The organism is Nocardioides sp. WG-D5 (assembly GCF_054031175.1).
The window spans coordinates 2,016,061-2,029,871 of sequence record NZ_CM132928.1 but is presented as its reverse complement, the minus strand read 5'-3'; the positions used below and the strand labels follow the sequence as shown (position 1 = coordinate 2,029,871).

11 protein-coding genes are annotated in these 13,811 nt (G+C 71.2%); 8 read left to right on the top strand and 3 right to left on the bottom strand.

The features are described 5' to 3' along the window. Positions 1-2,016 (bottom strand): helicase-associated domain-containing protein, encoded by a 2,016-nt coding sequence (locus ACWZJV_RS09890; protein WP_457181295.1) that lies wholly within the window; start codon positions 2,014-2,016, stop codon positions 1-3. A 282-nt stretch (positions 2,017-2,298) separates the two neighbouring features. On the opposite strand from ACWZJV_RS09890, the gene ACWZJV_RS09885 reads away from it, so the two are divergent. The 3 genes from ACWZJV_RS09885 to ACWZJV_RS09875 are packed head-to-tail and all read left to right on the top strand — an operon-like array spanning position 2,299 to position 6,228. Further along, complete coding sequence (locus ACWZJV_RS09885) at positions 2,299-3,126, top strand: PP2C family protein-serine/threonine phosphatase (protein ID WP_008360931.1); 828 nt, start codon at positions 2,299-2,301, stop codon at positions 3,124-3,126. Continuing rightward, the gene (locus tag ACWZJV_RS09880) at positions 3,123-5,018 is read left to right on the top strand and encodes an FHA domain-containing protein (RefSeq protein WP_457181294.1); all 1,896 of its coding nucleotides are present in this window, start codon (positions 3,123-3,125) and stop codon (positions 5,016-5,018) included. Before ACWZJV_RS09885 ends, ACWZJV_RS09880 begins: the two co-directional genes overlap by 4 nt. A gap of 46 nt (positions 5,019-5,064) precedes the next feature. Next, positions 5,065-6,228: an RDD family protein gene (locus ACWZJV_RS09875; protein WP_457181293.1), complete on the top strand. Its 1,164-nt coding sequence runs from the start codon at positions 5,065-5,067 to the stop codon at positions 6,226-6,228. 85 nt (positions 6,229-6,313) lie between these two features. On the opposite strand, the gene lepB is transcribed toward ACWZJV_RS09875, so the two are convergent. After that, the gene (lepB, locus tag ACWZJV_RS09870; protein ID WP_196872807.1) at positions 6,314-7,075 is read right to left on the bottom strand and encodes a signal peptidase I; all 762 of its coding nucleotides are present in this window, start codon (positions 7,073-7,075) and stop codon (positions 6,314-6,316) included. 126 nt (positions 7,076-7,201) lie between these two features. Here lepB and ACWZJV_RS09865 point away from each other — a divergent pair, with 126 nt between their 5' ends. Both ACWZJV_RS09865 and ACWZJV_RS09860 read left to right on the top strand, forming a co-directional pair. Then, the gene (locus ACWZJV_RS09865) at positions 7,202-8,047 is read left to right on the top strand and encodes an ATP-dependent sacrificial sulfur transferase LarE (protein ID WP_457181292.1); all 846 of its coding nucleotides are present in this window, start codon (positions 7,202-7,204) and stop codon (positions 8,045-8,047) included. Positions 8,048-8,126: 79 nt separating this feature from the next. Beyond that, positions 8,127-8,834 carry a M50 family metallopeptidase gene (locus ACWZJV_RS09860; protein ID WP_196872808.1) on the top strand — a complete coding sequence of 236 codons (708 nt, stop codon included), beginning with the start codon at positions 8,127-8,129 and terminating at the stop codon, positions 8,832-8,834. A gap of 25 nt (positions 8,835-8,859) precedes the next feature. On the opposite strand, the gene ACWZJV_RS09855 is transcribed toward ACWZJV_RS09860, so the two are convergent. Then, positions 8,860-9,258 carry a cold-shock protein gene (locus tag ACWZJV_RS09855; protein ID WP_008360941.1) on the bottom strand — a complete coding sequence of 133 codons (399 nt, stop codon included), beginning with the start codon at positions 9,256-9,258 and terminating at the stop codon, positions 8,860-8,862. Positions 9,259-9,772: 514 nt separating this feature from the next. Between ACWZJV_RS09855 and ACWZJV_RS09850 the strand changes: the two genes are divergently transcribed. Genes ACWZJV_RS09850 through ACWZJV_RS09840 form a run of 3 tightly spaced genes read left to right on the top strand, consistent with a single transcriptional unit; the run spans position 9,773 to position 13,809 of the window. Further along, positions 9,773-13,039: a nitrate- and nitrite sensing domain-containing protein gene (locus ACWZJV_RS09850; RefSeq protein WP_457181291.1), complete on the top strand. Its 3,267-nt coding sequence runs from the start codon at positions 9,773-9,775 to the stop codon at positions 13,037-13,039. Further along, positions 13,036-13,431, top strand: coding sequence for a roadblock/LC7 domain-containing protein (locus ACWZJV_RS09845; RefSeq protein ID WP_008360946.1), 396 nt, complete (start codon positions 13,036-13,038; stop codon positions 13,429-13,431). The genes ACWZJV_RS09850 and ACWZJV_RS09845 overlap by 4 nt, the downstream gene beginning before the upstream one ends. 27 nt (positions 13,432-13,458) lie before the next feature. Then, the gene (locus tag ACWZJV_RS09840; RefSeq protein WP_008360948.1) at positions 13,459-13,809 is read left to right on the top strand and encodes a DUF742 domain-containing protein; all 351 of its coding nucleotides are present in this window, start codon (positions 13,459-13,461) and stop codon (positions 13,807-13,809) included. Positions 13,810-13,811: the final 2 nt, after the last annotated feature.

Here is a 13,811-nt window from a genome sequence, read left to right as displayed (position 1 = left end):
TCACGCCGGCCGGACGCTCCTGATCCGGGACAGTGCGAAGGAGCGTTCGTCGTCGTCGACCCGGGCCGTGAGCGAGCCGCCGTCGAGGTTCAGCGGCTCGACGCGCGCCTCGCCCGCGACCCCGCGGCCGTCGACGTAGGAGATGACGACCGGCTCCCCGGCGTCGATGGCCTCATGGAGGATCGCCATGGTCGAGGCCGGCTCGGTCGGCGCCGGCTCGGCCGGGGCCGGGCGTGAGGCGGCGGTCTCGTCGCCGCCCTTGATGCGCGCCGCCACGGCGGTCGCACGCACGGTGAGATGGGCCTGCTGGGCACCGGCCGGACGTGGGGCGTTGCGGGTCTTGGCACGCAAGGCGTCGGGCCGCGCCACGTGGACCGAACCGTCGGGCGCCTCGACGACCGGAGCCAGGCCGAGCTCGCGCAGCCGGGGGAGGAGCGAGTCGAGCGCGACGGTGCTGACCACCACCGTCGGCGCCAGCCGGCGCAGTCCCAGGGACTCGGCGGCCGGGTGGGCCAGCAGCTCGGCCAGCGCGGCCTCGTCGTCGCTGCGCAGGTAGGCGGCGGCGAACCCGACCCGGACCGTGCCGAACGTACGCGCCGTGTCGTCGACCAGGTAGCTCAGCGCCTGCGGCACCGGCGTGCGGGAGGCGGCGGTGAGGAACGCATGGATCTCGGTGGCGGTCCAGCCGCGGTCCATCGCCCGGCGCACGGACTCCTTGGTGAACCGGTAGACCGTCGCCCCGCCGTGCGACTCCACCGTCGCCACCACGGCCAGCGTGCGGGCCAGCGCGGGCTCCAGGGGCCCTGGCGCGACCGCGGTCAGGTCACCCTGCAGCAGCACGTGGTCGACCGGCTCCGGCAGCAGGTCCGCCAGGACCGGGACCGGGTCCAGACCCGCCACCAACCCCCGCCCGTACGCAGCCAGCCCCCCGAACGCCGCGAGCCCGAGCGTCTCCGCCTCGGTGAGCGTCCAGGACACCAGCGACTCCCGGGACTCGGTGCGGCTGCGCGGCCGTCGTGGCCGCTCCCAGGCCAGCCGTGCCGCGACGGCGGCAGGGCCGGTGCCGGCGGCGAGCACCTCGCCCTCCGGGATGTCCGCGAGCAGACCCAGCGTCAGCCGCCGCATCTCGACGGCCGACGCGCCGGCCATGTCGGGCGCCAGCGCGTTCCACGTCTTCCCTGCCGGGTCGCGCTGGCCGACCAGGCCGGGGAGCCGGGGCGAGCCGAGCCAGGCCGTGGCCACGTGTGCCCACCGGGCAGCCAGGGGCTGCTGCAGCCACTGGTCGAAGAGCTCGGTCGGCATCCAGGACGGGTCGCCCTCCTCGTCGGTGCCCAGCGCCAGCAGCCCGGAGGCCCAGGACACCTCGATCAGCAGCGCGGCGGTGGGCTCGGTGACATGGAGCCGCTCGGCGGTCGCCCTCAGGTCGCGCACCGTCAGACCGGTGCCGCCGCGCAGCGAGCGCGGCGGGGTGGCGCCCCAGGCGTCGAGCAGCAGCTCGAGGTTGCGGACGAGCTCGAAGGCGGCGCCGGCGGCCGCCCGGTCGACGAGCGCGGATGCTCGCGAGGAGGTCGGCAGGGAGGGTGGGAGGTCCACCCGTTCGCGCGTCGTCCGCCCACCGCGCAGTGTGAGTCCGACCTCACCGGGGAGAGTCAGTATCTCCTCGCCCGAGGACACCAGCAGCCCGTGTGCGATCAGCTCCTCCGCGGGTCCGGAGGCCTCGGCCACCGCCACGCGCGGGCGCGCGCGAGAGGAAGAGGCCTGCCCGCCGCCGGCGTCGACAGCCTCCAGCATCGCGCGGGCGTCGGCGGAGACGGCCGCCAGGCGGCGTACGACTTCTTCCTGGTCAGCCCCGAGATGGCCGGCGAACGGCTGCAGCCCGGAGGCTCCCGGGGAACCCCGCAACAGGGTCGCGACACCGGTCACGGCGCGCAGACCGCCGAGGGAGTGCCACACCAGGCCGCAGTCCTCCAGATGAGAAAGTGCCCGTGTCGCGGCGTCCACTTCCGCGTTCACCATGGAAGATAAGTGAGCTCGGGTGGTTTGATTCGCGAGGACAACGGCATCAAGCACGATCAGCTCGAGATGGTTAAGGTCATCCATCGCGTAGTGCAAGGATGTGCGAGTGGCTGCTCGGGCGGCGAGTTGGCCGGAGTCATGAGGGGACGGCGTGGCGAGATCAGGACGAGCAAGAAGCAGGCGTGAGATGCGCTCTGTGGGCCAAGAGCGCAACTGGTCTGCGAGTGAGCGGAAGCCTGTGTCCATCGGCATCACGCTATCCCGGCAGGCCTAGGGGGCGAGATGTCCAGGAAAGTAGTGATCGCGCACGGGGCCGCGACCGATGTCGGCCAGGTGCGGAAGGTCAACGAGGACTCCCACGTGGCCGAGCCACCCGTCTTCGTCGTCGCCGACGGCATGGGCGGCCATGACGGTGGTGACATCGCCAGCGAGATGGTGATCCAGGAGTTCGCCAAGCTCGGTGGCACCCATTACGTGTCCGAGTCCGGCAGCCAGGCGATGGTCGAGGCCCTCCAGGCCGCCCAGGACCGGATCGTGGCCTTCGCGCTCGAGCAGCGCTCGCGCGGAGCCTCGGACTACCAGTCCGGCACCACCTGTGCGGCGGCCCTGATCGCCGACGGCGGAAGCAGCCCGTTGTGGATCCTGCTCAACGTCGGCGACTCGCGCATCTACCGCTTCTTCGACGGTACGTTGAGCCAGCTCAGTCGCGACCACAGCCTCGTCCAGGAGTTGGTCGACTCCGGCCAGATCACCCGCGAGCAGGCCGAGCACCACCCCGAGCGCAACGTGGTGACCAGGGCGCTCGGCGGGATGGCCCCCGCGGTTCCCGACATCTTCCAGGTGACCCTGCCGGTGGGCGCCCGGCTGATGCTGTGCTCGGACGGCGTGAGCGGAATGATCTCGGATGCCGAGATCGCCGACATCCTCGCCGCCGAGGACACCGATGCACGTGACACGGCCGAGAAGCTCGTCGCCGCCGCGGTCGAAGCGGGTGGCAGGGACAACGCCACCGCGATCGTGGTCGATGTGATGGGATTGGCCGAGGAGAACCCGTATGACTCGGAGCAACAAAGGGTGAGTATGGAGCAGAAGCTAGGAGTGCTGCCATGAGTGAACAAGGAACCATCGCGAGCACGTCCTACACGCCGGGCACTTGGTTCGGCATCATCGGTGAGAGCGCCACGGTGCTGCTCCCGCCCTCGGAGAAGAGCCGCGCGGGTGCGCTGTGGGCTCTCGTCGACGACGGTGCCGGGTTCGACGAGGTGCTCGACGCCCTCGTCGCCACCGGGCTCAGTTCGTTGCCGGGCTTCGTCCTCGTCTCCGGGGACGTGACGCCTGACGGCGGCAGCGTACGCACCGTCGTGCGCGGTCCGTCGGTGGTCTCCTTCGAGGCCGGCGAGGGTGCCGTCGAGGTCGACGGCTCGTCGTCGAAGACGTGGGTCGAGCGCACCCTCGAGGGCGTCACCCGGATGTCCATCTCGCTCGGCGAGGAGGGCGCGACCGGTGAGCCGATGACCGCGCTCGGTGGCCTGCTGCGCGTCTCGGGCCTCGAGGTCCCGCCGCCAGCCCCGGAGTCCAGCCAGGACGACTCGCCCGAGAGCCGCGCGGGTTTCGTGCCCGCTCCGGTGGCGGTCGAGGAAGCCTCCGACGACAGCGACGACGGCGTGGACGAGCCGGTGCAGGCCGACCCGCTCACCGACCCGCTGCCCGAGGAGACCTACCCCGAGTCCGCCGAGGAGCAGGGTCTCGACGAGGAGGAGCCGGCCGCGGCTCCGCCGTCGCTCTCGGTCGTGCCGCCGATCCCGGTCTCGGGTGACCTCCCGGGTCTCGGGGCCGACGCCGACTCGGACGCCGACTCGGACGAGCCGGTCTCGGTCAACCGTGGTGAGGAGTCCGGCGAGGCGTCGGCGCCGCGCCACGACGACCTGACCGAGCCGACCGAGGCGTTCGAGATGCCGGCCGCGTCGGAGGATGCCGACGACCAGGACTACCCCGAGTCCGCCTCCCGGACCTACGAGGACGACTACGCCAGCGACGAGCACGCCGCCGCGGTGGCCTCGTCCTTCGGGCCGTCCGCGGTCTCCCCGGAGCCGGTGGCCGAGGCCGAGGTCGCCCCCGACGCCGAGACCGAGGTTCTCGCTGCCGTCGAGGAGCAGCCCTACGACGAGCAGCCCTACGACGAGCAGCCCTACGACGAGCAGCCCTATGACGAGCAGCCCTATGACGAGCCGCAGTCCTACGAGCCCGAGTCCGCCCAGGCGCCCGACTTCGGTCCGCCGTCGATGCCGCCTCCGCCGCCGCTGACCACGCCTCCGCCGCCGCCCGTCGACGTGCCTGCCGACGGTCTGATCGACTCCGCGCCGGTCGACGCCCCGATCGAGGCACCGCCCGTGGACGGCCCGCCGGCCCCCGCGCCGGTGACCGACATCCCTCCGGCGCCCCCGGCCCCGCCCGCCTTCCCGGCCCCGCCCGCGCCTCCGGCTCCGCCGGTGGCTCCGGTCCCGGAGACCCACGACGAGCCGGTCTGGGAGGAGCCCAACCCCGATGAGGACGACCACGACGGTCTGACCCGCATCGGTGTCGGCGAGGACCTCAACGCCGGACTCGCCGGGATCCCCGGCCAGCCCGAGGCCCCGAAGGTGACCGCCTACCCGGTCGCGCGGCTGGAGTTCTCCAGCGGCGACCGCGTCGAGGTCGACCGGGTCGTCCTCGTCGGCCGTGCCCCCGAGGCGAGCCGGTTCACGCCCACCGAGCAGCCGATGCTGGTGACCGTGCCGAGCCCTCACCAGGAGATCTCCTCGACCCACTGCGAGATCCGTCCGGGTGCCGGCGTCGACCACGGCGCCGCGGTGGTCACCGACCTCGGCTCGACCAACGGCACCGTCCTGGTCCAGCCCGGGCTCGGCCCGGAGGACCTGCGTCCCGGCGTACCCGTCCAGCTCATGCCCGGCGCCGTCATCGACCTCGGTGACAGCCTGACGATCCGGGTGACCAACCCGTGACCGAACGGCTCTCGCTCGTGTCGCCGCTCTCCTCGGAGGCGGCGGCATGAGCGTGGCCGGCCTCCAGGCTCCGTCGGTCGAGGCAGCGATCGCGGAGCCGGACCGCCGGTTCTACGCCTTCGCCATCGACCGGGTGATCGCGTGGGCGATCTTCGCCGCGGCGGGAGTCGCCGCCTGGCTGATCTTCTTCCGCAACGGGAACACGCTGGCCGGGACCGGCCTGATCGCCGGTGTGGTGCTGGTGGTCTGGTTGGTCGGCACCATCCTCACCGGCTCCGGTGGCAAGACGCCCGGCAAGATGGCCCTCGGGCTGCGCGTGGTCAGCGATGACTCCGGCGCCGCGGGCCGCCCGATCGGCGTCGGCAAGGCGTTCGTACGCCAGGCCCTGCTCGGTCTCTGCACGATCCCGACGCTCGGCATCGGCACCGCCACCTTCGCCTGGGTCGCGGCGATGGACGAGCGTGGCCGCCGCCAGGGGTGGCACGACCGCCGCGCCGGCTCGGTCGTGGTCGACGTACGTCCTCCGGCCGTCGTCGAGGCCGAGGAGGAGGCTCCGGCGCCGCGCCGCATCGTCAACCTGACCACCATGCGTCTCAAGCAGGCCGAGGCCACCCCGGAGCGTGCCGAGCGGCCGCAGACTCCGGCGGCTCCGACCCAGAGCCCCGCCGCCCACGCAGCGGCTGCCCGGGCCGTGGCCGAGGCTCAGGCGGCTCCGACCCAGGTCGGCGTGCCGGTCGCTCGTCAGGCGCCGCCGGCTCCCGTGCCGACACCGGCCCCGCCCGCACCGCCGGCTCCACCCGCCCCGCCGGCAGTGCCGCCCGTGGCCCAGCCCGCTCCGCCGGCGCCGCCCACAGCGGCTCCACAGCCCGCGGTGACGGCTCGCTGGCGGGTCACGTTCGACACCGGCCAGAGCTTCGTGGTCGAGGGGCTGGCGATCGTCGGCCGCGGCCCCGAGCCGCGCCCCGGCGAGGAGGTCTCCCACCGGGTGGCCCTCTCCTCGAGCGACATGTCGCTGTCCAAGACCCACGCCCAGTTCCAGGTCGCGGCCGACGGCACCCTCGTGGTCATGGACCGTGGCTCCACCAACGGCACCACCCTGATCCGTCAGGGTGCCGCACGAGCCCTCGGCGCCCGCCGCCCCGCGGCTCTGGTCGACGGCGACAAGGTCAAGTTCGGCGACCGCACCATGGATGTGGTCCGCGAGGCCTGACCCACCCGCCGAATCTGTAGTTGTGGGCGACGAGACGACAGTTTCGTCGCCCACAACTGCGTTCTCGCCCGAAACAACGGTAGATTCAGTCGACGGAGTCGAAGGTCTCCGGGCGGTGCTCGACGTCGAAGTGGTCGGTGGGCCAGAAGACGACGGCGACGCGCCCGACGACGTCGGAGACCGGTACGAACGCGCTCTGGCACCCCTCGTCACCGGACTTCTGACGCTCGGGGCTGCACAGGTGGAAGGACGAGTCGGCGGAGTTGGCGCGGTTGTCTCCCATCACGAAGAGCCGGCCCTCGGGGACGACGGCCTTCCAGCCCCGGCAGCCGCCCTCGACGTACGACCCGTTGTCCTGCGCCATCGGACCGTCACAGGTATCGGACGGGGCGATGAACGAGGACTCGTCCAGAGGCGTCCCGTTGACCACGATGCGACCCGACTCGCAGCACTCCACGGTGTCGCCGGCGACTCCGATGACCCGCTTCACCAGGTGGTCGCCGGTCGGGTAGAGCCCGATCTTGGCGAGCACGGCCCGGAAACCGGTCGGCGCCGGCGGCACCTGGTTGGTCGAGAGCCAGTCGCCGGGATCGGCGAAGACGACCACGTCGCCGCGCTCGGGTGTGCCGGTCCAGTAGGACGGCTTCTCCACCAGCACCCGGTCGTTGACCTCCAGCCCGGGCCGCATCGACTCCGAGGGGATGTAGAACGCCTGGGCCAGGAAGGTCTTGATCACCACCGCGAGCAGGATGGCAGTCACCGCGATGATCACGATCTCGACGACCGACCTCAGACACCCCCTCGACTGCCCGCCCGACCTCGCCGTCCCCTCCACCTCTGCCCCCATGGCCCCGACCCTATCCAGACGAGGGTCCACGTCCGGCGCAATCCGGAATTCGGGAGCGCGCGGCGTTCCCCCGCCCTGGTAGCTCCTCGCTCCGGGCCTTCTGGCGCACGTCGATAAGGTCGGAGCGTGTCCGATCTCGACCAACGCCTCCACGCTCTCGAAGCGGATCTCAGGACTAGGGGGAGCGTGCTGGTCGCCTTCTCCGGTGGTGCCGACAGCGCCTTCCTCCTCGCGGCTGCGACCAGGGCTCTGGGCAGCGCCGACGTCGCCGCGGCGACCGGCTACTCACACAGCCTGCCGGTCTCCGAGCGGGATCCGGCCGCCGAGTTCGCGAGGAGCCTCGGCGTACGCCTCATCACCCCGCAGACCCATGAGATGGAGCGGGAGGGCTACCGGGCCAACGGCACCGACCGGTGCTTCTTCTGCAAGGCCGAGCTGCTCGACACCCTCACCCCGTTGGCCCGCGAGCTCGGCCTGGCCCACGTCGCGACCGGCACCAACGCCGACGACGCGATCGAGGGGCTCAACGGTCTCCGGCCCGGCATCCGCGCGGCCGCCGAGCGTGGCGCGATCACCCCGCTCAAGGACGCCGGCCTGACCAAGGCGCAGATCCGTGAGGCATCGCGCCGCTGGGACCTGCCGACCTGGGACAAGCCGGCGGCCGCCTGCCTCTCCAGCCGGATCGCCTACGGCCTCGAGGTCACCCCGCGGCGGCTCGCGCGCGTGGAGAGGGCAGAGCAAGGCGTACGCAGCCTCCTGGCCACCCACGGCCACGACGCCGCCCGGGTGGACCTGCGCGTGCGCGACCACGGGGAGAAGGCGACGGTCGAGCTGTCGGCTAACCTCCTGCCTCTCGACCCCGACCATGCCGACGAGGTGCTCAGGACCGTGACAGACGCAGGATTTCCCGCCGCGGAGATCGACCCGCGGGGCTTTCGCTCCGGATCGATGAACCAGAAGGCCGTGAAGTGAGCGAGCGCCAGCGAGCGAGCCACGAGCACAACACGCCGTCTCCTTCGTATTCTTGCGCTTGCGCTACGGAGGTGGCGGCGTGAGGGAATTCTGGGCAACGATCACCGCCACCCAGACCGTTCCTGAAGCACCCTGGTTGATCGGCGCCGGGCTCGTCGCCCTGGCACTCGTCGTGTGGCGTACGTCCTGGCGCACCGTACGCCTCGGCGTCACCGTCGTCCACGAGGCCGGCCACGCGGTGGTGGCGGTCCTGGTGGGACGGCGTCTGGCCGGGATCAAGCTCCACTCCGACACCTCGGGCGTCACGCTCTCGCGCGGCAAGCCGTCCGGGCCGGGGATGGTGGCGATGCTCGCCGCCGGCTACCTCGCCCCGGCGCTCCTCGGCCTGCTCAGCGCGACCATGCTCGCCGCCGGCCACGCCCTCGGGCTGCTGTGGCTCCTGGTGGCGGCGATGCTCGTGCTGCTGGTGTGGGTACGCAACGGCTACGGCCTCGTCGTCCTGCTGGTGCTCGGCGCCGCGCTCGGCGCGATCAGCTGGTACGGCGACGACCGCATCCAGACCGTCGTCGCCACCCTGGTGACGTGGCTGCTCCTGCTCGCCTCGCCGAGGCCGCTCCTGGAGCTCCTCGGCCGCGGCGAGCGAGGCCGCCGCGGCTCCGACCCCGACCAGCTCGCCGGCCTGACCGGCATCCCGTCGGTGCTCTGGATCCTCGTCCTGCTGGTCGTGAACATCGCCGGCCTCGTGGTCGGCGTGCAGACCCTGATCCCGGACCTGAGCTGGATCTAGCCGGATCCAGCTCAGGTCCAGCCGGTCAGAGCTCGAACTCGTCGGCGATCTGGCGCAGCGCGGGGGAGACCTTCTTGGCCAGCTCGCGGGTGGGCGGGCGGCCCTGGGCGTAGCCGTCGCGGATGTCGTCGAGGAGCTTGATGACGTTCTCGACGATCAGCTCCATCTCCTCGGGCTTGCGGCGCTTGGCGGCACGCTGGCGACCGGAGACGGACGGGGAGCGCTCGAGGACGGTCACCGAGAGCGCCTGCTCGCCGCGGCGCCCCTGGGCGATGCCGAACTCCACCCGGGTGCCGGCCTTCAAGGTCTTGGCAGCGCCCTCGGGGAGCGCGTCGGCGTGGACGTACACGTCCGGACCGTCGTCCTGCGACAGAAACCCGAAGCCCTTGGTGGCGTCGAACCACTTGACCTTGCCAGTAGGCACGGCAGCTTGCCCCTTCCTCGCGCATCTGCGCTTCAAACGTACGTCGCCCGGCGACTGTGACGGCCGACGCGGGAGAGCCTAGTCCTCAGCGCCCAGCGACGCGTGAGGTATTCCCCTCTCCGGTCGCCTGCTGGCATCGACGGCATCCACGGATGGCTCGGTGTCTCGTCCCTCGTGCGGGTGGGGCATATACTCCGCCTACCCCTCCATAGATTTGCAAATGATTTCGTACACCATTGGTAATCGAGACCACTTATGACGTAAGTTTACGTCGCCAAAGACTGCAGACAGGCACGCCCGGGTGCCAGCAGGCTTCGCGGCGGGGGACTGGGGTGTGTGCCACAGACGGCGCATACCTCTCGGGAATGATGTGACATGGCCACGAGAGGGAGTAATGGCCGAGCCATACGCAAGCACAACCCACCGTCCGGAACGCAAGCCCTGGCAGGGAATTCGAGCGCGTCTGATCTTCGTGCTGCTCATCCCGACCATCGCGGCGATGGTGTTCGGCGGGTTGAGCATTTCGCGCGCCCTCTCAGCCCAGGCGGAAGCACGCCAGGCCGAGACTGTCGCCCAGGCACTGCCTGACACCTACAACCTCGCGATCAACATCCTGTTCGAGCGTGACGGTGCGCTCGCGGGTGTTCCCGAGGTCGTCATGCGGCCGCTGCAGCAGACGACCGACGAGTCGATCGAGGCCTGGAGCGCCAAGGCGAAGGAGATCGACGCCGGCGACGACAAGGACCTCGAGAACAGCATCGTCGAGATCCAGCAGGCGCTGAACGGCATCGACGACCTGCGCGCGCAGATCCAGGAGCGGGACACCCAGGTCGAGGCCCAGCTGGCCTACACGACCGTGATGAACAACCTCTTCGGGATCTCGGCGCAGATGCCGACCCTGGAGAACGACGAGGTCTTCTCCAAGATCGCCGCGATCAGCAACGTGCGTCCCGCCTCGGAGGCGATGGGCACCGAGCGCGTGATCATGATGGAGGCGCTGAGCAAGAAGGCTGCCGCCGAGAAGAACGGCCAGGTCAACCCCGACGTCCTCACCGACGAGCAGTTCGCGGAGCTCGCCCGCGCCGAGGCCAAGTGGCGCCTGTCCACGGCCGACTACTACCTCAAGACCTCCGACGAGATCCGCCAGCAGCTCGACGAGCTGACCAACGAGACCACCACCAACGGCTCGATCGGGGCACCCGCCCACCGGGTCGTCAACCAGGTGATCACCAGCGGCGGCATGGACCGGGTCAAGATGACCCCGGACCAGTACACCGGCGCCAGCACGGAGTTCATCCGCGGTCTGCAGAAGATGATCGTCGAGACCGCGCAGGAGATCAGTGACGACGTCGAGCAGATCAAGAAGGACGCGACCCGCGACGCGATCGTCATCGGTGTCCTCGTCCTCGGTGTGCTGATCTTCGCCCTCGCCGTCGGTCTGGTCGCCGCCCGCTCGATCCTGTCGCCGCTGAGCCAGCTGCGCCGCCTGGCCTACAACCTGGCCAACCACGACCTGCCGGAGCGAGTCGCCTACATGAACCAGGCCGACGGCCCGGTCGACACCCATGTGGAGCCGCTGGACATCGCTCGCCGAGACGAGATTGGTGACGTCGCGGACGCGTTCGACGCGGTCCACGTCGAGGCGATCCGGCTGGCGGGCGAGCAGGCCGAGCTGCGTACGAACGTCGACAAGATGTTCATGAACCTCTCCCGCCGTTCGCAGAGCCTCGTCGAGCGCCAGCTCCAGCTCATCGACCAGCTCGAGGCCAACGAGCAGGACCCCGACGACCTCGCGAACCTGTTCCGCCTGGACCACCTCGCGACCCGTATGCGCCGCAACGACGAGTCCCTGCTGGTTCTCGCCGGCGGCGAGATCGGTCACGCTGCGCGTGGCCCGGTCCCGGTCCTCGACGTGCTCCGTGCCGCGGCCTCCGAGATCGAGCAGTTCGCCCGGGTCGACATCGACTCCGAGGAGAACGCCGAGTTCGAGGGCGCGATCGCGGGTGACCTCGTGCACCTGCTCGCGGAGCTGATCGAGAACGCCACCAACTTCTCCCCGCCCGACACCGCGGTCACGATCCGCACCTTCCGCGCCGGTCCCGCCGCGCCGCTGCTGGTCGAGATCGAGGACCTCGGTATCGGCATGACGCCGGAGGAGCTCGACGCGGCCAACATGAAGCTGCGCCGCGCGACCGGCCTCGACGCCGACGTCGCCCGGATGATGGGTCTGGTCGTGGTCGCGCGCCTGGCGGCGCGTCACGGCCTCTACATCGAGCTCGTGCCCAACCGCCCCCGCGGCGTGGTCGCGCGCGTCGAGATGCCGGTCACCACGATCGTCGGCGCTCACGCGGAGGCCCCGTCGGGTCAGCAGCAGGGCTTCGACGCCTACGCCTTCCAGCAGGGCGCCTACGGCCAGCAGACCGGTGCCTACCCGGTGGCCGGCGAGCTTCCCTACGAGATGCAGTACGGGATGCCCGCCTACGACGCGCAGCCCTACGCCGGTGGCAATCCCTACGACGTGCCCGTCGGTGCGCTCCCGGCACCCGAGGCGCCCGCCGCCTCCGCGGCCGCGCCGCCGGCCCTGCCGAGCCGTACGCCCGGTGCGTCCAACCACCCCAACCTCTCCAACAACGGCGGTGGCGGCGGCTTCTCGCAGCAGGGCACGAACGGCCACAACGGCTTCGGCCAGAGCGGGCCGCACACGGGCCAGCAGCCTGCCTTCGGCGGCGTTCCGCCGATGCCGGGCGACCCGGGCTTCGAGTCCCCGGCCGCGCGCACGGGCAGCTTCCCGGCCCAGCCCCAGCAGTACAGCGGCGGCCAGCCGCAGTACGGCGGCGACCCGTTCGGTGGTGACCCGTTCAGCAGCAACCAGCCGTCGCAGCCGGCGCAGTCGAGCGGACCGCAGCAGAACTTCCTGTCCAACATGCTGCCGGTGCGCAAGGCCGAGGACCTGGCCGCGCGCTTCCCCGACGGCCGCTTCGACCCGAGCACCGAGACCGGCGACCTTCCTCGCCGCGACCCGGGAGCCCAGGGTGGCAGCCCGTTCGGCACCGACACCGGCGCGTTCCGCACCTTCGAGCGTCCCGCCGAGCGCACCACGCCGCGTACGCCGCCGCCGGGCTTCGGTCCCGACGACGACCCGTTCGGTCCCGCCGGTGACGCGATCGCCCCGATGGGCCCGATGGCCCCGGAGCCGACCAACTCGCCGAACCCGCTCGACTCGACCACCGAGGTCCCGATCCTCGACGACGAGGGCAGCTCGATCTTCGACGACCTCCAGTCCGAGTGGTTCACCCGTCGTCGCCCGCTCGGCGCGCGCCGGGCGATGGAGGCGAAGGGCGGCGACCCGCTGAGCGACCCGCTCGCCGGTCCGGCTGCCGGTCCGGCCGCCAAGGCCGGCCAGGGCCCCACGCCCGGCGACGCCGCTGCGCCCGCCCCCGCGGCGGACCGCGGCGAGGCTCCGGCCGTCCAGGACGACGAGCCGACCACGCCGGTCAGCTGGTCCTCGCCGGGTGATGAGGGCTGGCGTCGGGCGCAGGAGCTGGAGAAGCTGCAGGAGCAGGAGCCGGCGACGGTCACCCAGGGTGGCCTCCCGGTGCGTGTCCCGGGTCAGAACCTCATCCCAGGCGCGGCCCCATCGGTCACACCACCGTCATCAGGTCCGCGTAACATGGACGCGCGCCGCACCCGTGGCATGTCCAGCTTCCAGAAGGGCGTCAGCCGCGCCCGCAACAACCCCGCTGAGGCGGAAAGCAACCCCGAAGGTGAGGAGCAGCAGTGACAACGGCCCCCGCAGGACTGGACTGGCTTGTCGACAGCCTGACCCAGCGCACCCCCGACATCGCTCACGCGATCTTGGTGTCGGCTGATGGCATGCCGATGGCCAGCTCCGTCGACTTCCCCCCGGACCGGGCCGACCAGCTCTCGGCGATCGCCTCCGGTCTCACGAGTCTTACCCAGGGAGCTGCTCGGTGCTTCGCCGCGGGTAATGTCCAGCAGATGGTCATCGAGATGGACGGTGGCTATCTGGTCCTCATGGCGGTTGGTGAGGGTTCCAGCCTTGCTGCCCTCGCCGCCCCCGACTGCGATCTGGGACAGGTTGGCTACCAGATGCAGCTGCTGATCTCGCGTGTTGCCACCGCCCTCACCCCCGATACCAGAACCGGCGCCTGATGCGCGCCCGAGCTTAGGACCGAGATCGTGAGCAACCACGCCTCCGAACCGCCGCCCCTGGTCAGGCCGTATGCCCTGACTCGAGGCCGCACGCAACCCAAGCGCGTCTTCCCGATGGAAGCCCTGGTGATCACCGACCGCTACGTGATCGACGGCTACGTCCGGTCGCCAGAGGAGCGGACGATCGCGGAGCTCTGCCGCGAGAGCCGTTCCGTCGCCGAGGTTGCGGCGCTCATCCGGGTGCCCCTGGGTGTTGCCCGAGTCCTGATCGGTGACCTTGCGGAGCGCGGCGTGGTGCAGGTGCACGCCAGCAAGGTCCCGGACGCCCCGGACACCGCTCTCCTCGAGCGCGTGCTGTCCGGCCTGAGGAAGCTTTGACA